Below are 22,067 nucleotides of genomic sequence, written 5' to 3'. Positions count from 1 at the left end.
ACCATGACGGACACCAACGTCAACATCATCAGGCTGACGGCAGCGGAGACCGCTGCCAAGATCGCGTCCGGCGAACTCACCGCAGTCGAGGTCACCGAGGCGCACCTGGCCCGTATCGAGGCCGTCGACGAGAAGGTGCACGCCTTCCTGCACGTCGACCGGGAGGGTGCGCTCGCCCAGGCTCGCGCCGTCGACGGGAAGCGGGAGCGCGGCGAGAAGCTGGGCCCGCTGGCCGGCGTACCGCTCGCGCTCAAGGACATCTTCACCACCGAGGGCATCCCGACCACCGTCGGGTCGAAGATCCTCGAAGGGTGGATCCCGCCGTACGACGCGACGGTCACCAAGAGGCTGAAGGCCGCCGACGTCGTCATCCTCGGCAAGACCAACATGGACGAGTTCGCCATGGGGTCCAGCACCGAGAACAGCGCGTACGGGCCCACCGGCAACCCCTGGGACCTGTCCAGGATCCCCGGCGGCTCCGGCGGCGGTTCGAGCGCCGCGCTCGCCTCCTTCCAGGCACCCCTCGCCATCGGCACGGACACCGGCGGCTCGATCCGCCAGCCCGCGGCCGTCACCGGCACGGTCGGCGTCAAGCCGACATACGGCGGCGTCTCCCGCTACGGCATGGTGGCGTTCTCGTCCTCCCTCGACCAGGGCGGCCCCTGCGCCCGTACGGTCCTGGACGCGGCCCTCCTCCACGAGGTCATCGCAGGGCACGACCCGCTCGACTCGACCTCCGTCGACGCCCCGGTCCCGCCGGTCGTCGAAGCCGCGCGCAACGGCTCGGTCGCCGGGATGCGCGTCGGCGTCGTCAAGCAGTTCGCCGGCGAGGGCTACCAGGCCGGAGTCGTCCAGCGTTTCAACGAGTCCGTCGCCCTCCTCAAGGAGCTGGGCGCCGAGATCGTCGAGCTGGACTGCCCGTCCTTCGATCTGGCGCTCTCCGCGTACTACCTCATCGCGCCGTCCGAGTGTTCCTCGAACCTCGCCCGCTTCGACGCCATGCGCTACGGCCTGCGCGTCGGCGACGACGGCACGCACTCCGCCGAGCAGGTCACCGCCCTCACCCGTGAGGAGGGCTTCGGCGACGAGGTCAAGCGCCGCATCATGCTCGGCACGTACGCCCTGTCCAGCGGCTACTACGACGCGTACTACGGCAGCGCCCAGAAGGTCCGTACGCTCATCACGCGCGACTTCGAGAAGGCGTTCGAGCAGGTCGACGTGATCGTGTCGCCCACGACGCCGACCACCGCCTTCCCGATCGGCGAGCGCGCCGACGACCCGATGGCGATGTACCTCGCGGACCTGTGCACCATCCCGACCAACCTGGCGGGCAACGCCGCCATGTCGCTGCCCTGCGGTCTCGCGCCGGAGGACAACCTTCCGGTCGGCCTGCAGATCATCGCCCCCGCGATGAAGGACGACCGGCTGTACAAGGTCGGCGCCGCCGTCGAGGCCGCCTTCGTGGAAAGGTGGGGGCACCCGCTGATCGAGGAGGCTCCGTCGCTGTGAGTGCCATGGCAAAGAAGGCCAAGAACTTCAAGAAGTCCAAGACGGGCGTGTACGTGTCGCTCGCCAGCACCGCCTTCGGTGCGCTCAGCGTCGCCAAGCAGGCCAGGCTCGCCCGCGAGGACGGCGACTTCCTGCGGCTCGTCGACGCCGCCGTATCCGCCGCCGCCATCGTCACCGGCCTCGCCATCCTCTACCGGGAGCTCAAGCGCCTGGGCGACGACGACGTCCTGCTGGGCTGAGAGGGAAGTTTTCACCGTGACCACCACGACCGACGAACTGGTGTCGTACGAGGACGCCCTGGCGACGTACGACCCCGTCATGGGCCTCGAAGTCCATGTCGAACTCGGCACCAAGACCAAGATGTTCTGCGGGTGTTCCACCGAGCTGGGCGCCGAGCCCAACTCGCAGACCTGCCCGACCTGCCTCGGCATGCCCGGCGCGCTCCCGGTCGTCAACGCGATCGGCATCGAGTCCGCCATCAAGATCGGACTCGCGCTGCACTGCGAGATCGCCGAGTGGTGCCGCTTCGCCCGGAAGAACTACTTCTATCCGGACATGCCGAAGAACTTCCAGACCTCCCAGTACGACGAGCCGATCGCCTTCAACGGCTATCTGGACGTCCAGCTGGAGGACGGCGAGGTCTTCCGCGTGGAGATCGAGCGCGCCCACATGGAGGAGGACACCGGTAAGTCGCTGCACGTCGGCGGCGCCACCGGCCGTATCCACGGCGCCTCGCACTCGCTCCTCGACTACAACCGCGCGGGCATCCCGCTCATCGAGATCGTCACCAAGCCGATCGAGGGTGCGGGCGAGCGCGCTCCCGAGGTCGCCAAGGCGTACGTCGCCGAGCTGCGCGAGCTCATCAAGGCGCTCGGTGTCTCCGAGGCCCGTATGGAGCAGGGTCAGATGCGCTGCGACGTGAACCTGTCGCTGCGCCCGTACGGCCGGGAGAAGTTCGGCACCCGGAGCGAGACGAAGAACGTCAACTCCCTTCGCTCCGTGGAGCGTGCGGCCCGCTTCGAGATCCAGCGGCACGCCGCCGTGCTCAACAGCGGCGGCACGATCATCCAGGAGACCCGCCACTTCCACGAGGACACCGGGTCCACCACCTCGGGCCGCGTGAAGGAGGAGGCCGAGGACTACCGGTACTTCCCGGAGCCCGACCTCGTCCCCGTCGCGCCGTCCCGTGAGTGGGTCGAGGAGCTGCGTGCCGGTCTGCCCGAGCAGCCGCTGGCCCGCCGCAACCGGCTGCGTGAGGAGTGGGGCGTCGGCGCCCACGACATGCAGTCGATCCTCAACGCCGGTGCCATCGACCTGATCGTCGCCACCACCGAGGAGGGCGCCGACTCGGCCTCCGCCCGCAAGTGGTGGATGGGTGAACTCGCCCGCAGCGCCAACGAGTCGGGCAAGTCCCTCGATGACCTGCCCATCACCCCGGCGCAGGTCGCCCGCGTCACCGCCCTGGTGGCCGAGGGCTCGCTCAACGACAAGCTGGCCCGCCAGGTCATCGAAGGCGTCCTCGCGGGAGAAGGCACCCCGGACGAGGTCGTCGACAAGCGCGGCCTGAAGGTCGTCTCCGACGAGGGCGCGCTCACCACCGCCGTCGACGAGGCCATCGCCGGCAACCCGGGCATCGCCGACAAGATCCGTGGCGGCAAGCTCCAGGCCGTCGGCGCGCTGGTCGGCGCGGTCATGAAGGCCACCCGCGGCCAGGCCGACGCGGCCCGCGTCAAGGAACTGATCCTGGAGAGGCTGGGCGTCAGCGAGGGCTGAGGTCCGAGTTTTCCTACGCCTTAGGGGGATGCATCGATTCCGATGCATCCCCCTAAGTGCGTCACATGGCCTTAAGTACGTCACATGGCCCGGGACGACAGAGTCCCCTGGAATGTCCTGTGAGTTGGGTCCCACTCCTGTGAATAAGCCTACGAATGCGATGAACGATCACTTCCGGCTGGAGCCGCCCGAGTGCCGCGCCGCCCATGAGAGGCTTGCCGGCGCGACGGACGCCGAGGTGGCGGACGTACTGGAGAAGGAGCGGCGGCAGGATGTACGCGATATCCCTGGGTGACGACGGAGCGGAACTGCGGCCCCTGGAGCCCTGGCACGCCGAAGAGCTCCTGGCGAACATCGAGCGGGGACGCGAGTTCATCGGCCGGCACATCGCCCTGGCCGACGGAGTGAAGGACCTCCCGTCGGCGCGGGCCTTCCTCCAGGCGTACGCCGACAAGCGCGCCGCCGACGCGGGCTACCTGTACGGGATCTGGCTGGAGGGGAAGCTCGTCGGAGGGGTGCTCTTCAGGATCTTCGACACCGCGCAGGGGACCTGCGAGGCCGGGTGCTGGCTGGAACCCGCGGCCGCCGGGCACGGACTCGTCACCCGGGGGGCGCGGACCATCATCGACTGGGCGGTCGAGGAGCGCGGTATGCACCGGGTCGAGTGGATCGCCTCACCCGCGAACGAACCGAGCGTGAACGTGGCACGGCGGCTAGGCATGACGCGGGAGGGCGTACTTCGCGAAAGCTACCTGTACCGGGGCGTACGGAGCGACATGGAGGTCTGGTCGGTACTCGCCCCCGAGTGGCGGGAGGCACGCGCACGTCACGGACGATAACGATCGACTTCCATTCCCGCGAACATTAAGAGACCTCTCAGACAGGATCCGTACGGTGCGAGGTATGGGAACCAAGACTGTTGACGAGGCCGGGGCCGAGACCGGCGCCGAGGCGAAGAGCGAAGAGAAAAAGGTGGACGTCACCAAGAGCGACGCCCCGGAGGCCGACGAGGCCACGGACACCGACGGGGAGGCCACGGCCGGCACCCCGGACGAGGACGAGGACGGCTTCGAGGACGCCGAGGAGCCGGCCGAGCCGGTCGCCGAAAAGGCACCCTCAGGGGTCGGCCTGGGTGCCGCCGCCGTGGTCTCGGCCGTACTGGCTCTCGTCTCGCTGACCGGCGGCTGGGTCGGTACCGTCGCCCAGGCACGCGACTCGCTGCAAGGGCAGCTGGAGACCGCGTCGACCGCGACCGTCCAGACCCAGATCGACCAGGTCTACGGCAACTCGTGGGAGGCCACCGCGCTGGTCGCGGGCATCTTCGCCCTGATCGCCCTGATCATCGGTGTCGTCGTACTGGTCCGCCCGGCGTTCGGGGACCCCGCCCGGGTGCTGCAGCCCACGTGGGTCACCTCCGTCGCCTGGGCGGGTGTCACGGTCGCGGTCATCGGCCTGCTGCTGGCCGTGCTCAAGTACACCGACATCCTCCTTCTGACCACGCCGACCGCGCCGGCCGGCTGAGCACTCGCTCCCCGAGCCACCCGGCCTTTCCTGAGGGGCCTTAGGCCCGCCCTACGTCACGTACGGCGGCTCTAAGGTCCTTCGTGCGCTCAAGATGCGGAACTCTCCCGATGTGGCGCACCCCCCTTGGAGACGAAGGTTGAGGCATCGCAACAAGCGAAGCCTGAAACCGACTCTTCACCAGGGGTACAAGATGTTCGAGTACGAGCTCCAGCAGATCCGCACCGCAGAGCTGATCCGCGAGGCCCAGAACCACCGGCTGGCTCGCGAGGCCCTCCGCGGCCGCCGTGCCGCCCGCCGCGCCGCGCGTGATTCGGCACAGAAGGACACGGAGGGGCAGGCGCATAGCCGCCGTCCCCGCCGGCACCGGTTCGCCCGCGCCGCGTGAACGCCGGCGCCGGGCCACGGGAGGACGGCCGCACGGGGGTCGGCCGCTCTTCCGGACCACGGGCCGCCGTCCTGGCAAGTGGGTCAACGACGGCGGCCGTCCCGCCTAGTGCGTCGACGGCGGCGGCCGTCCCAGAAAGTGCGTCGACGGCCGCCGCCGGCCCTACCGGGTCGACGGCGGCTGTCGTGACAACCGGGTTGACGGCCGGCGCCGTGCCAACCGGGTCGACGGCCGCCGCCGTAGCAACCGGATCAACGGCCGCCGTCGTCACAACCCGGTCGAAGGCCCTCGTCCCCGCAGCCGGATCAACGGCCGCGCTCCGGATAACCGGTGCCGCACTGTCGGACCGCTGTGCGATGCTCGGGCCAATGGAGACCAGGTCCGTCAGCCCGGTGTTCGTCGGACGCGCCGAGGAACTGGGCGTGCTGCACGACGCACTCGCCCGCGCCGCCGCGGGCGAGCCACAGGCGTTGCTGCTCGGCGGCGAGGCCGGGGTCGGAAAGACCCGCCTGATCGAGGAGTTCGCCACCGCGGCAGGACACGAGGGCGCCGTCGTCGTGTGCGGCGGCTGCGTCGAGATCGGCGCCGACGGACTGCCCTTCGCCCCCTTCTCCACAGCTCTGCGCGCCCTGCGCCGCCTCCTCCCGGACGAGCTCACCGCCGCTGCCGCCGGACAGGAGGACGAACTGGCCCGGCTGCTGCCCGAACTGGGCGAGGCCACCCACGGGCGGCGGTACGAGGAGGAGGGCATGGCCCGCCTCTTCGAGCTCACCGCCCGCCTCCTGGAGCGCGTCGCCGCGAACCGCACGGTCGTCGTCGCCCTCGAAGACCTGCACTGGGCCGACGCCTCCACCCGCCACCTCCTCGCCTACCTCTTCCGCACCCTGCGCAGCGGCCGGCTCGTCGTCCTCGCCAGCTACCGCGCCGACGACATCCACCGCCGTCACCCGCTGCGCCCCCTGCTGGCCGAGCTGGACCGCCTCCGCACAGTCCGCCGTATCGAACTGGGCCGATTCAGCCGAGCCGAGGTCGGCCGTCAGATCGCCGGAATCCTCGCCCACGAACCCGACCCGGCCCAGGTCGACGAGATCTTCGAACGCTCCGACGGCAACGCGTTCTTCGTCGAGGAACTCGCCGTCGCCTCCGACCAGGGCTGCCGCACCGCGCTCACGGACACCCTCCGCGACCTGCTCCTCGTCCGCGTCGAAGGCCTGCCCGAGAGCGCCCAGCGGGTCGCCCGGATCGCCGCCGAGGGCGGCTCCACCGTCGAGTACCCGTTGCTCGCCGCCGTGGCCGGGCTCGCCGAGGACGACCTCATCGAGGCGCTGCGGGCCGCCGTCGGCGCCAACATCCTGCTGGCCTCACCCGGCGGCGACGGCTACCGCTTCCGCCACTCCCTGGTCCGCGAGGCCGTCAGCGACGACCTGCTGCCCGGCGAGCGCTCCCGCTTCAACCGGCGCTACGCCGAAGCCCTGGAGTCCGACCCGACGCTCGTACCGGCCGACGAGCGCCTCACCCGGCTGGCCAGCTACTGGTACCACGCGCATGACGCGGCCAAGGCCCTCCCCGCCGTACTCGACGCCTCCGTCGAGGCGCGCCGCCGGCACGCCCACTCCGAGCAACTGCGGCTCCTGGAGCGGGCGATGGAGCTGTGGGACGTCGCCTCCGAGGCCGTACGGGCCGAGCTGCGCCCCGTCGACTACGTGGAGGTCTATCCGCCCTGCAGCTGCGATCCGGCGACCAAGCCGCTGAGCTATCTCGACCTGATGGCGGAGGCCGCCGTCGCGGGCCGGCTGTGCGGAGAGCGCGAGCGCGCCCTGAAGATCACCAAGCGGGCGCTGCACCTCCTGGAGGACGACGGCGATCCGCTGCGTGCCGCCTGGTTCTGGTGCCAGCGCTCCCGCCTGGTCCAGGCACAGGCCCGCGGCGACGGCTGGCAGGAACTGGGCACCGCCCAGGAACTGGTCCGCGGCCTGCCGCCGTCGGAGGTGCACGCCGACGTCCTGTCCAACGTCGCCGCCTGGTGCATGCTGCACGAACCCGGCCCCAGTGCCTTCTCCGCCGCCGAGCGCGCCGTGGAGTACGCGCGCATGGTCGGCGCCCGGGACATCGAGCTGAACGCCCGGCTGACGCTCGGCGGCCTCATGGTCGACGCTGGCGACATCGAGGCGGGCCTCACGGAGCTGTACGAGGTCAAGGATCTGGTGAACCGGCACGGCGCCTCCCTCGTCGTGGGCCGCGTCCACATCAACCTGCCCTCCCACCTGGAGTCGCTCGGCCGCTCTCGCGAGGCCGTCTCGGTCCTCGGGGAAGGTGTCGAACTCGCGAAGCGAAAGGGCCTGTTGGACACCGAGGCCTACGTCTGGGGCAACTTCTCGGAGTCGCTCAACTCGCTCGGGCAGTGGGACGAGGCCGTCGAGGCCGCGGAGAAGGCGCTGCGCATCGGGCTCAACGGCAAGGCGTCCGGCATCGCCGGCATCCGGCTGTCCCAACTCGCTCTGGCCCGCGGTGACCTCGCCGAGTCCGGGCGCCAACTGGTCGCAGCCAGCGCCCACTTCGGCACCCACGACCCCATGCCCCAGCACGCCCTCCCGTTGCTGAGCACCGCCATCGGTATCGCCGCCGCCGAGGGCCGCCTCCTCGACGCCCGCGCCGCCCTGGACGAGGCCCTGAGCGTGGGCTTCCCGCCCGGCACCCACCGCTACGGCTGGCCACTGCTGCTCGCCGCCGCCAGCGCGGAGGCCGACGCCCGTGGGCTGCCGGTCGCCGAAGCGGGCCGAGCCGAGACCGTCGAACACCTCCGCTCCGCCGTCAAGTCCCTGGCAACCGGCGCGCCCCTCTGGCTCGCGTACGAGAAATGGGTGCGCGCCGAACTCCGCCGCGCCGAGGGCGCGACCACCCCGGGCGACTGGTGCGAGGTGGTCGCCGCCTTCGAACCCCTGGAGCGCCCCTACGACCTCGCCCGCGTCCGCCACCGCCTCGCCGACGCCCTGCTGGCCTCGGGCGCGGACGACGACGACCGTGTCCGCGCCACGGAACTGCTCCGCCTGGCCCGGGCCGCCGCCGACCACCTCGGCGCCCGCCCGCTCGTCGACGCCGTCGTACTGCTCGCCCAGCGGGCCCGTCTCGTCCTGGGCCGAGCCCCCCAGCCGTCGGCCCTCGCCCCCGTCGACCCCGCGGTCGCCCTCGGTCTCACCAGCCGCGAGCGCGATGTCCTCCGCCTCGTCGCCGTCGGCCGCAGCAACCGCCAGATCGCCGAGGAACTCTTCATCTCTCCCAAGACGGCCAGCGTCCATGTGTCGAACATCCTCGCGAAGCTCGGCGTCTCCGGCCGTGGCGAGGCGGCGGCGATGGCCCACCGCCTGCGGTTGTTCCCGCCCGAGACCCCCGCCGCCCAAGCCGTGGGCTGAGGTTTACGCTGTAGAGGACCCGGGCCGAGGGAGGCGCCGTGTTCAACATGTTCGAGGAGCTGTTCTCACCAGGCCGCAAGCACACCAACGACGAACGCAAGCGCCTGGAACTGAGCCGGGTCGACCTGAACGACGGTGACCCCGGCCGCGGCCCCATAGACCTGACGTCGGGCAAGGTGGTCGTACGAGCACCGGCGCCCGAACCGGCGACTCAGCAGAGCCCGGCCGAGGAGCCGACGGAGGCCGGGGACCCGACGGAGGCCGAGGAGCCGACGGAGGCCGCGGACCCGACGGAGGCCGCGGACCCGACGAAGGCCGCGGACCCGACGGAGGTCGAGGAGCCCACGGAGGTCGAGGAGCCGGACGGGGACTGAGCAGCCCACCACGTCACCATCAGCCCCATCGTCACGTCACCTCCGGCTCCACCGTCACGTCATCTCCAGTGCCCCACCGTCACGTCACCTGAAGCTCCAGAATTCTGTCGTCCCCCTCCTCAGGGCTGCCCCGCCCGTCCGTCTCGCTTGTCACCAGCCAGAGCTTGTCGCCACCCGCCGACACCACCGTCCGCAGCCGGCCGTAGTCACCCTCCAGGAAGGCCTGGGGGTCCGCGGAGGCCTTGGTGCCGGCCAACGGGATGCGCCACAGGCGTTCGCCCTTGAGGCCGGCCATCCAGATGGAGCCCTGCGCGTAGGCGATGCCGCTCGGGGAGGCATCGTCCGTGTGCCACTGGGCGACCGGGTTCAGATACTTGGAGTTGTCGCTCTCGCCCTCGACCACCGGCCAGCCGTAATTCCCGCCCGGCTTGATCTGGTTGAGCTCGTCCCAGGTGTCCTGGCCGAACTCGGCGGCCCACAGCCGCTGTTTGTCGTCCCAGGCGAGACCCTGGACATTACGATGCCCGTACGAATAGACGACCGAGTCGTCGAAGGGATTGCCCGGCGCCGGCTCGCCCTCCGGAGTCATCCGCAGGATCTTGCCGCCCAGCGACTTGGTGTCCTGGGCCAGTCCTGTCTGACCCGTCTCACCCGCCCCCGCGTAGAGCATCCCGTCCGGGCCGAAGGCGATCCGGCCGCCGTTGTGGATGTATCCCTTGGGGATGCCCCTGAAGATCGTGTCCGGCGAGCCGAGCTGGTCCCCGGACGGCTTGCTCTCGTCGTACAGCATGCGGACGATGCGGTTGTCCGAGACCGTGGTGAAGTACGCGTAGACCAGATGGTCCGAGGCGTAGTCGGGGGAGAGGGCGATCCCCAGGAGGCCGCCCTCGCCCTCGGGGGCCACCCCCGGCACCTCGCCCAGCTCCGTCTTCTTGCCGCTCTCCCCGTCGACCCGCGTGATCGTCCCCTCGTCGCGCGAGGACACCAGCAGGTCGCCCTCGGGCAGCGGTGCCAGGCCCCAGGGGGAGTCGAGGTCCTCGGTGACGGTGCGCACGACCTTCACCGAGCCCTTGGCGGGCGGTGTCTCCTCGGTGGCCTGCTCGGAGGACGAGGCCCCTGGCTCCGTACCGCCGCTGTCACTGTTGCTGCTCGGCGCCGCGCTCCCGCCGCCCCCTGCCCATCCGTCGTCGGAGGAACAGCCGGCCGTCACCAGAAGCGCGGCCGTGGCCAACACGGCCGTCACCACTCGTCGTTGCACGATCATGGGGTCCCTTCGACGCGGCGGTCCTACTGTTCATACACCGCTCGCGTCCCACGAGTTCCCGATCACGGACAAACAAATCGGGCCACGTGACTCCTGGCCACGTGCTCTCGGCCGGCCGCGTACTGATCGCCAGGTACTTCGGCTGTCCGCCTGGTACTCCGGCTGTCCGGCAGGTGCTGCGGCGGCGCGGTCTACCAGGTTCATCGGCAGTGCTTCGTTGTTTGCGGCGGGGGTGTGGCCGATCCGCTCGCCCCGGCTGCCGGGAGGGCAGTCGTCAGGCGCGCTTCACACGGCGTCAAACCCGCCACCGCAAGGTAGGCAGGAATCTCCCCCGTTCGCGAGGGAGAGAACTTCAATCCCAGGATCCCTGCGCCCCCGGCAACCCCGCCACCTCCGCCAGGTCCTCCGCCGTCAGTGCCAGCGCGGCCGCCTCCGCGTTCTCCGCGACCCATCGCTCCCGCTTGGCGCCGGGCACCGGCACCACGTGCCGGCCCTGGGCCAGCACCCAGGCCAGCGCCACCTGCGCGGGCGTGACGGCGTTCTCGTCAGAGCCGTGCCGGCGGGCGACGCGTCGCAGGCCGACGACGATCGGCTGGTTCGCGGCCATCATCTCGGCGGTGAAGCGGGGGTGCCGGGCACGTACGTCGTCGGGCTCGAAGCCCTCGCCGGGGGTCAGCGTGCCGGTCAGGAAGCCGTTGCCGAGGGGCATCGCCGCCAGGAAGCCGACCCCGCGGGCCGCGCACCACGGCAGCAGCGCGTCGAGCGCCTCCGTGGACCACACCGACAGCTCGGCCTCCACGGCGCTCACCGGGAAGACCTGCTGCACCCGCTCCAACTGCCTGATCGTTCCGTCGTGCAGCCGTGCCCCCGAACGGCGGGCGGAGCGGGCGCCCACCGCGCACAGTCCGAGTGAACGCACCTTCCCGGCCGTCACCAGCTCCGCCATCGCACCCCAGGTCTCCTCGACGGGAACCTCCGGGTCCGCGCGGTGCAGCTGGTAGAGATCGATCACGTCCGTCTGGAGCCGGCGCAGCGACGCGTCGCACGCCCGCTTCACATAGCCCGGGCGGCCGTTGGCCACGATGTGCTGCTCGCCCACCAGCAGGCCGACCTTGGTGGACACGAAGGCCTCGGATCGCCGCTCCTTCAGCACCCGCCCCACCAGGAGCTCGTTGGTGAAGGGGCCGTACATGTCGGCCGTGTCGAGCAGTGTCGAACCCAGGTCGAGCGCCGCGTGCACCGCGCGGAGCGACTCCTCGCCGCGCTGCCGCGAACCGGTGTACGCCCAGCTCATCGGCATGCACCCGAGCCCGACCGCTCCCACGCCGAGCGCCGCCGCCCCGACCGTCCTGCGCTCCACCTGGCCGTAACCCTCCCTCTTTCGGCTCCCCAACCTAACCTCTGCACGCCACGGTGCCTGACATAGCCTCCTGAGCATGACTTCAGACGTATGGCTTCCCTTTCGTGCCGAGGACATCGACGGGCTTCCAGCGGGTCTCAACTACCGCTACTGGAATGGTGAACAGGAGTTTCCCGCGGATCCGGCCGACTGCGAGTTCTATGTCGTGCCCTATATGAAGCCGCCCGCCGTCTCGCAGCGGCCGATGCCCTCGATGACCTCGGTACGGGTCCTGCAGACGCTCTCCGCCGGCGTCGATCACGTCCTGCCGAACCTCGAAGTCCTGCCCGCCGGTGTGCAGTTGTGCAACGCGCGAGGAGTGCACGAGGCGAGCACCGGCGAGCTGGCCCTGGCGCTGATCCTCGCCTCCCTCAGGGGTATCCCCGACTTCGTACGTGCACAGGACAAGGGGGAGTGGAAGTCGGGGTTCCACCCGGCGCTGGCCGACAAGTCCGTACTCATCGTGGGCTACGGGTCGATCGGGTCCGCCATCGAGGACCGGCTCACGCCCTTCGAGCTCGCGCGGGTGGCGCGCGTCGCGCGCTCCGCGCGCACCACGGAGCGCGGTCCGGTGCACGCACTCGCCGAACTGCCCGCACTTCTGCCCGAGGCCGATGTCGTCGTCCTGTCCACGCCCCTCGACGACAGCACCCGCGGCCTGGTGAACGCCGACTTCCTCTCCCACATGAAGGACGGCGCCCTCCTGGTGAACGTCGCCCGCGGCCCCGTCGTCGACACCAAGGCGCTCCTCGCCGAGCTGGAGAACGGCCGCATCACCGCCGCCCTCGATGTCACCGACCCCGAACCGCTGCCCCATGGGCACCCGTTGTGGCACGCGCCGGGCGTGCTCATCAGCCCCCACGTCGGTGGGCCCACCTCCGCGTTCCTGCCGCGCGCCAAGCGGCTCCTGGTCGCGCAGTTGAACCGTTTTGTGAACCGGGAGCCGCTGGCGAACGTGGTGCTTACGACGGGCGCGCAGGCCACGTGAAGACGGGCGGCCAAGCAGTGACGGCAGGCGCGCAAGCAACGTGACGACGGGCGCGCAGTCCGTATGACGACGGGCGCGCAGACCGCACGACGACGGGCGCGTAGGACGGCTCACCACGGGCGTGCGGGCCATGTCCCGTTCGCTCCCCGTCCGCTTTTGACACCCTCCGCAGTTCTCCGAATGCGGGCAGTGCCGACAAACTCCCTGGTCGTCACGGAGCGTAGAGGAACTATGTCCCTGAGTGACGAGACTGGTGTATCGTCCCGACTGGGGCTGCGCCGTGCACCGTTCGGCGCCGGGGATGGACATTCGGACAGCGAGGGGGGCGACGGGCGATGCACGGCCTATGGACCAACGATCCGACGCGGCGGGGCCGCCGCCGACGACCCTGGCGCGCGGCCACGCGGAGACGCGGGCAGTGCGGCCACAGTTGCCGGGGTGGCCATCACCACCACAGGCCGAGCGGCCGCCGGAGGCATGCGCACGCGGACCAGCGGGACCCCGGGGTGCGGACCGGGTGGGCCCGGTGAGTTCCCCCGGAGCGCTGCTGACTCGTCGGCCGGTGCTCGGTGGTGGGACAGGCCTGGTCTCACAACTCGTACTGGCCCTGGTGTGCGCGGGATACGCCGTCGGTTCCGCGCTCGGCTGGGGCTCCGCGAGCCTCGCACTGTTCATGGGCGACTTCGGTCTGAGCGCCGCCGCGGGCGCCGCCGCGGTCTCCTGCTTCCGCTACGCCCAGAGCCGCCGCAGCCGTTTTCGACCCGCCTGGCTGCTGTTCGCCCTCTCCTCCGCCATGGCCTGCCTGGGCAACGCCGTCTGGGGATGGTACGAGGTCATCCTCGACCGCCCCATGCCCAGCCCCAGTTTCGCCGACGTGTTCTTCCTCTGCTTCGCGCCGCCCGCCATCGTGGGACTGCTCGTGCTCGCCAAGAGGCCTGTGACCAAGGCGGGTTGGGTCTGCCTGGCACTCGACTCCTGGCTGATCGGCGGCTCGTTGCTCACGCTGTCCTGGAGTCTCGCGCTCGCCCAGGCGGCGAAGTTCGACGGGCCGAGCGTCGCGCACACCGCGCTGTCACTGGCGTATCCGCTGCTGGACATCGCGCTGGTCAGCATGGTGCTGGCGCTGCACTTCCGGCGCTCGTCGGTGAACCGCTCCGCGGTGAACACCGCGGTCGGCGCGCTCGCCCTGACCGTGATGTGCGACGCCCTGTTCACCTCACCCCTGCTGCACAACGACTACCGCTCGGGTCAGCTCCTCGACGCGGGCTGGTTCGCCGGCTCGCTGCTCCTGGCGTACGCCCCCTGGGTCGGTCCCCGGCACGGTCAGCCGGGCGCCGACCGGTACGACACCGACGGGCACACGCGCGTGGTGCACGAACACATCCCGGGACAGCGGCAGGAGGGGCGGCAGGGGCATATGGGAGGACAGGTGCACGGGCCCCTCCACGGCGCAGTCCACAGCGCGGGGCAGAGCGTGGAGCACAGTCGATATCAGGCCACCCGTCCCATCGCCGGATCCCTGGCCGCGCTCACGCCCTATCTGGCGGCCGCCGTCTGCACCTTGGGGATCCTCTACAACGTTCTGAACGGTCACAACGTGGATCGTGTGGTGCTCATCACCGCCGGTCTCGTCGTGCTCGCCCTCGTCGTCCGCCAGGGCATCATGCTCCTCGACAACATCACCCTCACCCAGGAACTGGCCCAGAAGGAGAACCACTTCCGCTCCCTGGTGCAGGGCTCCAGCGACGTCATCATGATCGCAGCTCCGAACGGCATTCTGAGATACGTCAGTCCGGCCGCCGCCGGGGTCTACGGACGGGACGCCGACGATCTTGTCGGTTCCGAACTCGCCTCGCTCATCCACCCCGAGGACCTCGGCTGTGTGGTCCACGAAGTGCGCCGCTTCCTTGCCGCGAGTCACATCGAGGAGCCCACGACCCGTATCGAGTGCCGCTTCAGGTCGGGCGACGGCGGCTGGCTGAACGTGGAGTCGACGGTCAACCGGCACCACGGCGGCCTCATCTTCAACAGCCGTGACGTGACCGAACGGGTGCGTCTGCAGGCGCAGTTACAGCACAACGCCGAGCACGACCCGCTCACCGACCTGCCCAACCGCGCCCTGTTCACCCGGCGCGTCCAGCAGGCGCTCTCCGGCCGTCGCTCCTCCGACCGCGGCACCGCCGTCCTGTTCATCGACCTAGACGGCTTCAAGGCGGTCAACGACACGATCGGGCACCAGGCCGGCGACGAACTCCTCGTCCACGCCGCCCGCAGGCTCCAGGACTCCGTGCGGCAAGGCGACACCGCCGCCCGCCTAGGCGGCGACGAGTTCGCGGCGCTGATCGTCGGCGACGGCACCCGTGACCGCACCGCCCGCGAGCACCAGATCCTCGAGCTCGCCGACCGCCTGAGGCTCACGCTCTCGCAGCCGTACACCATCGACGGCAACGATGTCCGGGTCGCCGCGTCCATCGGCGTCGGCTTCGCCGAACCGGGTCTGGGCGCGGGCGAACTGCTGAGAAACGCCGACCTCGCCATGTACCGGGCCAAGGCGACGGGCAAGGGCCGCGTCGAGCTGTACGCGCCCCAGATGCAGCAGGACGTCGTACGCAAGGCGGAGCTGGCGACAAGGCTGCGCTCCGCCCTCCAGGAGGGCGAGTTCACACTGCTGCACCAGCCGGTGGTCTCGCTCGACAACGGCCGGATCGCGGCGGTCACCGCCCAGGCGCGCTGGCGCTCCTCCCAGGGCGTCCTGTTCACGCCCGCGGAGTTCCTGCGCGTCGCCGAGGACAGCGACAGGACCGCCGAGCTTGGCCGCTGGATGCTGCAGGAGGCCGTCGAGCAGGCCGCCGAGCGCGCCGGCACCGGCGTCATGCTGCCGGTCACCGTCCGGATGAACGCCCGACGGCTGCTGGACCGCTCCGGGCCTCTCGGCTCCGTGGAGGCCCTGCTGACCCGGTATGGGCTCCCCTCCGGCGCCCTGATCATCGAGCTGGCCGACACCGACCCCCGGGTCTCCCTGGACGAGCTGGAGCGCCGGCTGAACGCGCTGCGGCGGCTGGGCGTCCGGATCGCCCTGGACGCCTTCGGCAGCGGTCATGCCGCCATCACGGCGCTGAGACGGCTCCCTGTGGACGTACTGAAGCTGGACAGGGACCTGGTCGAGGGCGTCGTCGAGTCCGCGCGGCTGCACAAGATCACCAGTGGGCTGCTGCGGATCGCCACCGACCTCGGGCTGCAGTCCGTGGCCGACGGCGTGGACCTTCCGGAGCAGGTCATCGCCCTGCGCGCGATGGGCTGCACCCATGGGCAGGGCATGGCGTTCTCCGCGCCGCTGGACGAGTACCGGCTGCGCAGAGCGCTGACCATGGGCCACTACCCCGTACCGCACGGACCCGTGGAGCCCGTGTTCGCGGGCGGGGTGTACGCCGGTGGGGTGCCCGCTGTCTATGGAGGCGGTACGGTCCTGCGCTCACATAATGAGACTCCCGTCCCACCCACTTGACAGTCGGTGCGTGCCAGGGGGAGGGTCAATGCCATGCGCACCCGAATTCTCGTACTTGGAAAGCGCGTCGGCTGAGCTGGGACCCACCGGATCGATTGAACCGGAATACCCAGCGACCGCACCGGCGCGCTCCCCTCGCTTGCCTCACGGCACGAGGGGTTTTTTGTTGCACAGACACCAGTCGTACACCGTACAAACTTCGCAAAAACCCTCAGCATCGAGAAGAGAATGCCGATGACCGAGCAGGCCACCGGGGCCCACCATCCGCAGCCGCGGCCCCGATCCGGAGGACAGCAGTCCGCGCCCGAGCAGGTGACGGGTGCGAAGTCCCTCATCCGTTCTCTTGAGGAAGTCGGGGCCGACACGGTATTCGGCATTCCCGGCGGGACCATCCTTCCGGCCTACGACCCGCTGATGGACTCCAAGCGCGTGCGCCACGTGCTCGTCCGTCACGAGCAGGGCGCAGGTCACGCTGCCACCGGTTACGCGCAGGCCACCGGCAAGGTCGGTGTCTGCATGGCCACGTCGGGTCCGGGCGCGACGAACCTGGTGACGCCGATCGCGGACGCCATGATGGACTCCGTCCCGCTGGTCGCCATCACCGGCCAGGTCGTCACCAAGGCCATCGGCACGGACGCCTTCCAGGAGGCGGACATCGTCGGCATCACGATGCCGATCACCAAGCACAGCTTCCTGGTCACCAGGCCCGAGGACATCCCGAAGGCGATCGCCGAGGCGTTCCACATCGCCTCCACCGGCCGCCCGGGCCCGGTCCTCGTCGACATCCCGAAGGACGTGCTGCAGGCACAGACGACGTTCTCGTGGCCGCCGCAGAGCGATCTGCCCGGCTACCGCCCGGTGACCAAGCCGCACGCCAAGCAGATCCGCGAGGCCGCGAAGCTGGTCATTGCCGCGAAGCGGCCCGTCCTCTACGTCGGCGGCGGCGTCCTCAAGGCGAACGCCACCGCCGAACTGAAGGTCCTCGCAGAACTCACCGGAGCGCCCGTCACCACCACACTGATGGCGCTCGGCGCATTCCCCGACAGTCACGAGCTGCACGTGGGAATGCCGGGCATGCACGGTGCGGTCACCGCCGTCACCGCGCTGCAGAAGGCCGACCTGATCGTCGCCCTCGGAGCCCGCTTCGACGACCGCGTCACCGGCAAGCTGGACAGCTTCGCCCCGTACGCCAAGATCGTCCACGCCGATATCGACCCCGCGGAGATCGGCAAGAACCGCGCCGCCGACGTGCCGATCGTCGGTGACGCCCGCGAGGTCATCGCCGACCTGATCCAGGCCGTGCAGAAGGAACACAGCGAGGGCCACACCGGCGACTACAGCGCCTGGTGGAAGGACCTCAACCGCTGGCGCGAGACATACCCGCTCGGCTACGAGCAGCCCGACAACGGCTCGCTCGCCCCGCAGCAGGTCATCGAGCGCATCGGCCAACTCGCCCCGGAGGGCACGATCTTCGCGGCGGGCGTCGGCCAGCACCAGATGTGGGCAGCGCACTACGTCCAGTACGAGAAGCCCGCGACCTGGCTGAACTCCGGCGGCGCCGGAACGATGGGCTACGCGGTCCCGGCCGCGATGGGCGCCAAGGCCGGCCGGCCGGACCGTACGGTCTGGGCGATCGACGGCGACGGCTGCTTCCAGATGACCAACCAGGAGCTCACCACCTGCGCCCTGAACAACATCCCGATCAAGGTCGCCATCATCAACAACGGCGCTCTCGGGATGGTCCGCCAGTGGCAGACCCTCTTCTACAACCAGCGCTACTCCAACACCGTGCTGCACAGCGGCCCGGACGCGGACGGCAAGCAGCCGAGCGCCGGCACCCGCGTCCCCGACTTCGTCAAACTGTCGGAGGCCATGGGCTGTTACGCGATCCGCTGCGAGTCCCCGGACGACCTCGACAAGGTGATCGAGGAGGCGAACTCGATCAACGACCGTCCGGTCGTGGTCGACTTCATCGTCCACGAGGACGCGATGGTGTGGCCGATGGTCGCCGCCGGCACGTCCAACGACGAGGTCATGTTCGCCCGGGACGTCCGCCCCGACTTCGGCGACAACGAAGACGACTGAGAGAGAGCCGAGTCAGACCCATGAGCAAGCACACCCTCTCCGTCCTCGTCGAGAACAAGCCCGGTGTCCTCGCCAGGATCACCGCCCTGTTCTCGCGCCGCGGCTTCAACATCGACTCGCTCGCCGTCGGCGTCACCGAGCACCCGGAGATCTCCCGCATCACGATCGTGGTGAACGTGATCGAGGCACTGCCCCTCGAACAGGTCACCAAGCAGCTCAACAAGCTCGTCAACGTCCTGAAGATCGTCGAGCTGGAGCCCGCCTCCGCCGTGGGGCGCGAACTCGTTCTGGTGAAGGTGCGCGCCGACAACGAGACGCGCTCCCAGATCGTCGAGATCGTCCAGCTCTTCCGCGCCAAGACCGTCGACGTCTCCCCGGAGGCCGTCACCATCGAGGCCACCGGCGGCAGCGACAAGCTGGAGGCCATGCTCAAGATGCTGGAGCCGTTCGGCATCAAGGAGCTCGTCCAGTCCGGCACGATCGCGATCGGCCGCGGCGCGCGCTCGATCACCGACCGGTCGCTGCGCGCCCTCGACCGATCTGCCTGAGGCTTGAAACGGGCGGCCGACGGTCGTCGGCCGCCCGTATACCGAGACCCGAAAACTTCCCTTCCCCCGCCCGCCGTACGGTGGGACGCAACACCGCACACCAAGGAGAACCCCAGTGGCCGAGCTGTTCTACGACGACGACGCCGACCTGTCCATCATCCAGGGCCGCAAGGTCGCGGTCATCGGCTACGGCAGCCAGGGCCACGCCCACGCGCTGTCGCTGCGCGACTCGGGTGTCGACGTCCGCGTCGGTCTGCACGAGGGCTCCAAGTCCAAGGCCAAGGCCGAGGAGCAGGGCCTGCGCGTGGTGACCCCCGCCGAGGCCGCCGCCGAGGCCGACGTCATCATGATCCTGGTGCCGGACCCGATCCAGGCGCAGGTCTACGAGGAGTCCATCAAGGACAACCTCAAGGAGGGCGACGCGCTGTTCTTCGGCCACGGCCTGAACATCCGCTTCGACTTCATCAAGCCGCCGGCCGGCATCGACGTCTGCATGGTCGCCCCCAAGGGCCCGGGCCACCTGGTCCGCCGCCAGTACGAGGAGGGCCGCGGCGTTCCGTGTATCGCGGCCGTCGAGCAGGACGCCACCGGCAAGGCCTTCCCGCTGACGCTGTCGTACGCGAAGGGCATCGGCGGCACCCGCGCCGGCGTCATCAAGACGACCTTCACCGAGGAGACCGAGACCGACCTGTTCGGTGAGCAGGCCGTCCTCTGCGGTGGCACCGCGGCGCTGGTCAAGGCGGGCTTCGAGACGCTGACCGAGGCCGGCTACCAGCCGGAGATCGCGTACTTCGAGTGCCTCCACGAGCTGAAGCTCATCGTCGACCTGATGTACGAGGGCGGCCTGGAGAAGATGCGCTGGTCCGTCTCCGAGACCGCGGAGTGGGGCGACTACGTCACCGGCCCGCGCATCATCACGGACGCCACCAAGGCCGAGATGAAGAAGGTCCTCGCCGAGATCCAGGACGGGACCTTCGCCCGTGAGTGGATGGCCGAGTACCACGGCGGTCTGAAGAAGTACAGCGAGTACAAGAGCCAGGACGAGAAGTCGCTCCTGGAGACCACCGGCAAGGAGCTCCGCAAGCTCATGTCGTGGGTCAACGACGACGAGGCGTAAGCCGTACGCGGAAGGGGTCGGGGCGAACCGCCCCGACCCCTTCCGTGAACCCCCGGTAACGCTTGGAAACACGGCCTTGTCCATCCCGTCCAGCCACGGACGGGTGATCCTTCCGCAGAGGCGTAAGGCGGCCCGGTCGGCGCCACTACACTGCTGCACATCAACAACGCGTCAGGCCCACAGCGTCGTGCGTCTTCCACGCGGCTAAGCGACGCCGGGGAAGTGCACTTCTCCGGATCCGCTGACAACCCTCCACCGCCTGCGGCCGTCGGGACGGCCGTCCGCATTGGACCTGTGAGGACTCACGTGAGCACTGCGTCATCGAAACCCGTCGTACTCATCGCTGAAGAGCTGTCGCCCGCGACCGTCGACGCGCTGGGCCCCGACTTCGAGATCCGGCAGTGCAACGGTGCGGACCGCGCCGAGCTGCTGCCCGCCATCGCCGATGTCGACGCGATCCTGATCCGCTCGGCCACGAAGGTCGACGCGGAGGCCGTCGCGGCCGCGAAGAAGCTGAAGGTCGTCGCACGAGCCGGCGTCGGCCTGGACAACGTCGACGTCTCCGCCGCCACCAAGGCCGGCGTGATGGTCGTCAACGCCCCCACCTCGAACATCGTGACCGCCGCCGAGCTCGCCTGCGGTCTGCTCCTGGCCACCGCGCGCCACATTCCGCAGGCCAACACGGCGCTGAAGAACGGCGAGTGGAAGCGCAGCAAGTACACGGGCGTCGAGCTCGCCGAGAAGACCCTCGGTGTCGTCGGCCTCGGCCGCATCGGTGCCCTCGTCGCCCAGCGCATGTCGGCGTTCGGCATGAAGGTCGTCGCCTACGACCCCTACGTCCAGCCTGCCCGGGCCGCGCAGATGGGCGTGAAGGTCCTGACGCTGGACGAGCTCCTCGAAGTCTCCGACTTCATCACCGTGCACCTGCCCAAGACCCCCGAGACCCTCGGTCTCATCGGCGACGAGGCGCTGCACAAGGTCAAGCCGTCGGTGCGCATCGTCAACGCCGCCCGTGGCGGGATCGTCGACGAGGTCGCGCTGTACTCCGCACTCAAGGAGGGCCGCGTCGCGGGCGCCGGCCTCGACGTGTACTCGAAGGAGCCCTGCACGGACTCCCCGCTCTTCGAGCTCGACGAGGTCGTCTGCACCCCGCACCTCGGCGCCTCCACCGACGAGGCGCAGGAGAAGGCCGGCGTCTCCGTCGCCCGCTCGGTGCGCCTCGCGCTCGCCGGTGAACTCGTCCCGGACGCGGTGAACGTCCAGGGCGGCGTCATCGCCGAGGACGTCAAGCCGGGCCTGCCGCTCGCCGAGAACCTCGGCCGCATCTTCACCGCCCTCGCGGGCGAGGTCGCGGTCCGTCTCGACGTCGAGGTGTACGGCGAGATCACCCAGCATGACGTCAAGGTGCTCGAACTCAGCGCTCTGAAGGGCGTGTTCGAGGACGTGGTCGACGAGACCGTGTCGTACGTCAACGCCCCGCTGTTCGCGCAGGAGCGCGGCGTCGAGGTCCGGCTGACCACCAGCTCGGAGTCCCCGGACCACCGCAATGTCGTCACCGTGCGCGGCACGCTCAGCGACGGCCAGGAGGTCTCGGTCTCCGGCACGCTGGCCGGTCCCAAGCACCTCCAGAAGATCGTCGCCGTCGGTGAGTACGACGTGGACCTCGCGCTCGCCGACCACATGGTCGTGCTTGGCTACGAGGACCGTCCCGGTGTCGTCGGCACCGTCGGCCGGATCTTCGGCGAGGCGGGCATCAACATCGCCGGCATGCAGGTGGCGCGCGCGGCCGCCGGCGGGGAGGCCCTCGCGGTCCTCACCGTGGACGACACGGTTCCGCTGAACGTGCTGACGGAGGTCGCGGACGAGATCGGGGCGACGTCGGCTCGGTCGGTCAACCTCGTCTGAGGCTGCCCGTCCCTCTGGGGGCTGCCGCCCCCAGGCCCCCGCTTCGGCCTGGACGGCCTCGTCCTCAAACGCCGGACGGGCTGAGAACCCAGACGCCGGACGGGCTGAGAACCCGAACGCCGGACGGGCTGAAAACCCAGACGCCGGGCGGGCTGAGAACCCGAACGCCGGGCGGGCTGAGAACCCGAACGCCGGGCGGGCTGAAAACCCAGACGCCGGACGGGCTGAGTGGCTCAGCCCGTCCGGCGTTTCGCGTATGGGGTCCGCTGGAATTCCGGTGT

At 70.0% G+C, this 22,067-nt stretch carries 17 protein-coding genes; 15 read left to right on the top strand and 2 right to left on the bottom strand.

Going from position 1 to position 22,067, the window contains the following annotated elements:
• Positions 1–3: 3 nt before the first annotated feature.
• The 9 genes from gatA to ACFVKT_RS15350 all read left to right on the top strand — a co-directional run bounded on the left by gatA (position 4) and on the right by ACFVKT_RS15350 (position 8,975).
• Positions 4–1,509, top strand: coding sequence for an Asp-tRNA(Asn)/Glu-tRNA(Gln) amidotransferase subunit GatA (gene gatA / locus ACFVKT_RS15390; protein WP_385731517.1), 1,506 nt, complete (start codon positions 4–6; stop codon positions 1,507–1,509).
• A gap of 5 nt (positions 1,510–1,514) precedes the next feature.
• Entirely contained in the window at positions 1,515–1,748 is a 234-nt protein-coding gene (locus ACFVKT_RS15385; protein WP_384384477.1) for a hypothetical protein, read from the top strand.
• A gap of 16 nt (positions 1,749–1,764) precedes the next feature.
• A complete protein-coding gene (gene gatB, locus ACFVKT_RS15380) occupies positions 1,765–3,282 on the top strand; it encodes an Asp-tRNA(Asn)/Glu-tRNA(Gln) amidotransferase subunit GatB (protein WP_385731515.1) in 1,518 nt (505 codons plus the stop codon).
• Positions 3,283–3,442: 160 nt separating this feature from the next.
• Positions 3,443–3,577, top strand: a complete 135-nt coding sequence (locus tag ACFVKT_RS15375; protein WP_385732155.1) for a hypothetical protein — start codon at positions 3,443–3,445, stop codon at positions 3,575–3,577.
• Entirely contained in the window at positions 3,555–4,121 is a 567-nt protein-coding gene (locus tag ACFVKT_RS15370; protein ID WP_385731513.1) for a GNAT family N-acetyltransferase, read from the top strand. Before ACFVKT_RS15375 ends, ACFVKT_RS15370 begins: the two co-directional genes overlap by 23 nt.
• Positions 4,122–4,185: 64 nt before the next feature.
• A complete protein-coding gene (locus ACFVKT_RS15365) occupies positions 4,186–4,803 on the top strand; it encodes a hypothetical protein (RefSeq protein WP_385731511.1) in 618 nt (205 codons plus the stop codon).
• A gap of 193 nt (positions 4,804–4,996) precedes the next feature.
• Positions 4,997–5,191, top strand: a complete 195-nt coding sequence (locus tag ACFVKT_RS15360; RefSeq protein ID WP_385731509.1) for a hypothetical protein — start codon at positions 4,997–4,999, stop codon at positions 5,189–5,191.
• 356 nt (positions 5,192–5,547) lie between these two features.
• On the top strand, positions 5,548–8,601 hold the full coding sequence (locus ACFVKT_RS15355; RefSeq protein ID WP_385731507.1) for an AAA family ATPase: 3,054 nt from the start codon (positions 5,548–5,550) through the stop codon (positions 8,599–8,601).
• Between the two features lie 47 nt (positions 8,602–8,648).
• Positions 8,649–8,975: a DUF6191 domain-containing protein gene (locus tag ACFVKT_RS15350; protein WP_385732116.1), complete on the top strand. Its 327-nt coding sequence runs from the start codon at positions 8,649–8,651 to the stop codon at positions 8,973–8,975.
• Positions 8,976–9,054: 79 nt separating this feature from the next.
• On the opposite strand, the gene ACFVKT_RS15345 is transcribed toward ACFVKT_RS15350, so the two are convergent.
• Together ACFVKT_RS15345 and ACFVKT_RS15340 are read right to left on the bottom strand one after the other, a co-directional pair.
• Positions 9,055–10,239, bottom strand: coding sequence for a PQQ-dependent sugar dehydrogenase (locus ACFVKT_RS15345; protein ID WP_385731505.1), 1,185 nt, complete (start codon positions 10,237–10,239; stop codon positions 9,055–9,057).
• 352 nt (positions 10,240–10,591) lie between these two features.
• On the bottom strand, positions 10,592–11,599 hold the full coding sequence (locus ACFVKT_RS15340; RefSeq protein ID WP_385731503.1) for an aldo/keto reductase: 1,008 nt from the start codon (positions 11,597–11,599) through the stop codon (positions 10,592–10,594).
• A 76-nt stretch (positions 11,600–11,675) separates the two neighbouring features.
• On the opposite strand from ACFVKT_RS15340, the gene ACFVKT_RS15335 reads away from it, so the two are divergent.
• From ACFVKT_RS15335 to serA, 6 genes are all read left to right on the top strand, one after another.
• Positions 11,676–12,626, top strand: a complete 951-nt coding sequence (locus ACFVKT_RS15335) for a 2-hydroxyacid dehydrogenase (RefSeq protein ID WP_385731501.1) — start codon at positions 11,676–11,678, stop codon at positions 12,624–12,626.
• Between the two features lie 526 nt (positions 12,627–13,152).
• Positions 13,153–16,131 carry a putative bifunctional diguanylate cyclase/phosphodiesterase gene (locus tag ACFVKT_RS15330; protein WP_385731499.1) on the top strand — a complete coding sequence of 993 codons (2,979 nt, stop codon included), beginning with the start codon at positions 13,153–13,155 and terminating at the stop codon, positions 16,129–16,131.
• Positions 16,132–16,359: 228 nt separating this feature from the next.
• The gene (locus ACFVKT_RS15325) at positions 16,360–18,216 is read left to right on the top strand and encodes an acetolactate synthase large subunit (RefSeq protein ID WP_385731496.1); all 1,857 of its coding nucleotides are present in this window, start codon (positions 16,360–16,362) and stop codon (positions 18,214–18,216) included.
• Positions 18,217–18,236: 20 nt separating this feature from the next.
• Entirely contained in the window at positions 18,237–18,764 is a 528-nt protein-coding gene (ilvN, locus tag ACFVKT_RS15320) for an acetolactate synthase small subunit (protein WP_384384248.1), read from the top strand.
• A gap of 115 nt (positions 18,765–18,879) precedes the next feature.
• Positions 18,880–19,881 carry a ketol-acid reductoisomerase gene (gene ilvC / locus ACFVKT_RS15315; protein ID WP_385731494.1) on the top strand — a complete coding sequence of 334 codons (1,002 nt, stop codon included), beginning with the start codon at positions 18,880–18,882 and terminating at the stop codon, positions 19,879–19,881.
• A gap of 306 nt (positions 19,882–20,187) precedes the next feature.
• Positions 20,188–21,786, top strand: a complete 1,599-nt coding sequence (gene serA, locus ACFVKT_RS15310; RefSeq protein WP_385731492.1) for a phosphoglycerate dehydrogenase — start codon at positions 20,188–20,190, stop codon at positions 21,784–21,786.
• Positions 21,787–22,067: the final 281 nt, after the last annotated feature.

It is taken from the genome of Streptomyces sp. NPDC127595 (assembly GCF_042671685.1).
GTDB lineage: Bacteria > Actinomycetota > Actinomycetes > Streptomycetales > Streptomycetaceae > Streptomyces.
Note: the sequence above shows the minus strand (reverse complement) of the source record. Positions and strands in the feature narration are given on the sequence as shown.

Bases quoted from the DNA above. Each gene is read 5' to 3' on its own strand.
- ACFVKT_RS15325 (WP_385731496.1), top strand. From the start codon at position 16,360: ATGCCGATGACCGAGCAGGCCACCGGGGCCCACCATCCGCAGCCGCGG.
- ACFVKT_RS15360 (WP_385731509.1), top strand. From the start codon at position 4,997: ATGTTCGAGTACGAGCTCCAGCAGATCCGCACCGCAGAGCTGATCCGC.
- ACFVKT_RS15350 (WP_385732116.1), top strand. From the start codon at position 8,649: ATGTTCGAGGAGCTGTTCTCACCAGGCCGCAAGCACACCAACGACGAA.
- ACFVKT_RS15335 (WP_385731501.1), top strand. From the start codon at position 11,676: ATGACTTCAGACGTATGGCTTCCCTTTCGTGCCGAGGACATCGACGGG.
- ACFVKT_RS15355 (WP_385731507.1), top strand. From the start codon at position 5,548: ATGCTCGGGCCAATGGAGACCAGGTCCGTCAGCCCGGTGTTCGTCGGA.
- ACFVKT_RS15375 (WP_385732155.1), top strand. From the start codon at position 3,443: ATGAACGATCACTTCCGGCTGGAGCCGCCCGAGTGCCGCGCCGCCCAT.
- gatA (WP_385731517.1), top strand. From the start codon at position 4: ATGACGGACACCAACGTCAACATCATCAGGCTGACGGCAGCGGAGACC.
- ACFVKT_RS15365 (WP_385731511.1), top strand. From the start codon at position 4,186: ATGGGAACCAAGACTGTTGACGAGGCCGGGGCCGAGACCGGCGCCGAG.
- ACFVKT_RS15370 (WP_385731513.1), top strand. From the start codon at position 3,555: ATGTACGCGATATCCCTGGGTGACGACGGAGCGGAACTGCGGCCCCTG.
- ACFVKT_RS15345 (WP_385731505.1), bottom strand. From the start codon at position 10,239: ATGATCGTGCAACGACGAGTGGTGACGGCCGTGTTGGCCACGGCCGCG.
- ACFVKT_RS15385 (WP_384384477.1), top strand. From the start codon at position 1,515: ATGGCAAAGAAGGCCAAGAACTTCAAGAAGTCCAAGACGGGCGTGTAC.
- ilvN (WP_384384248.1), top strand. From the start codon at position 18,237: ATGAGCAAGCACACCCTCTCCGTCCTCGTCGAGAACAAGCCCGGTGTC.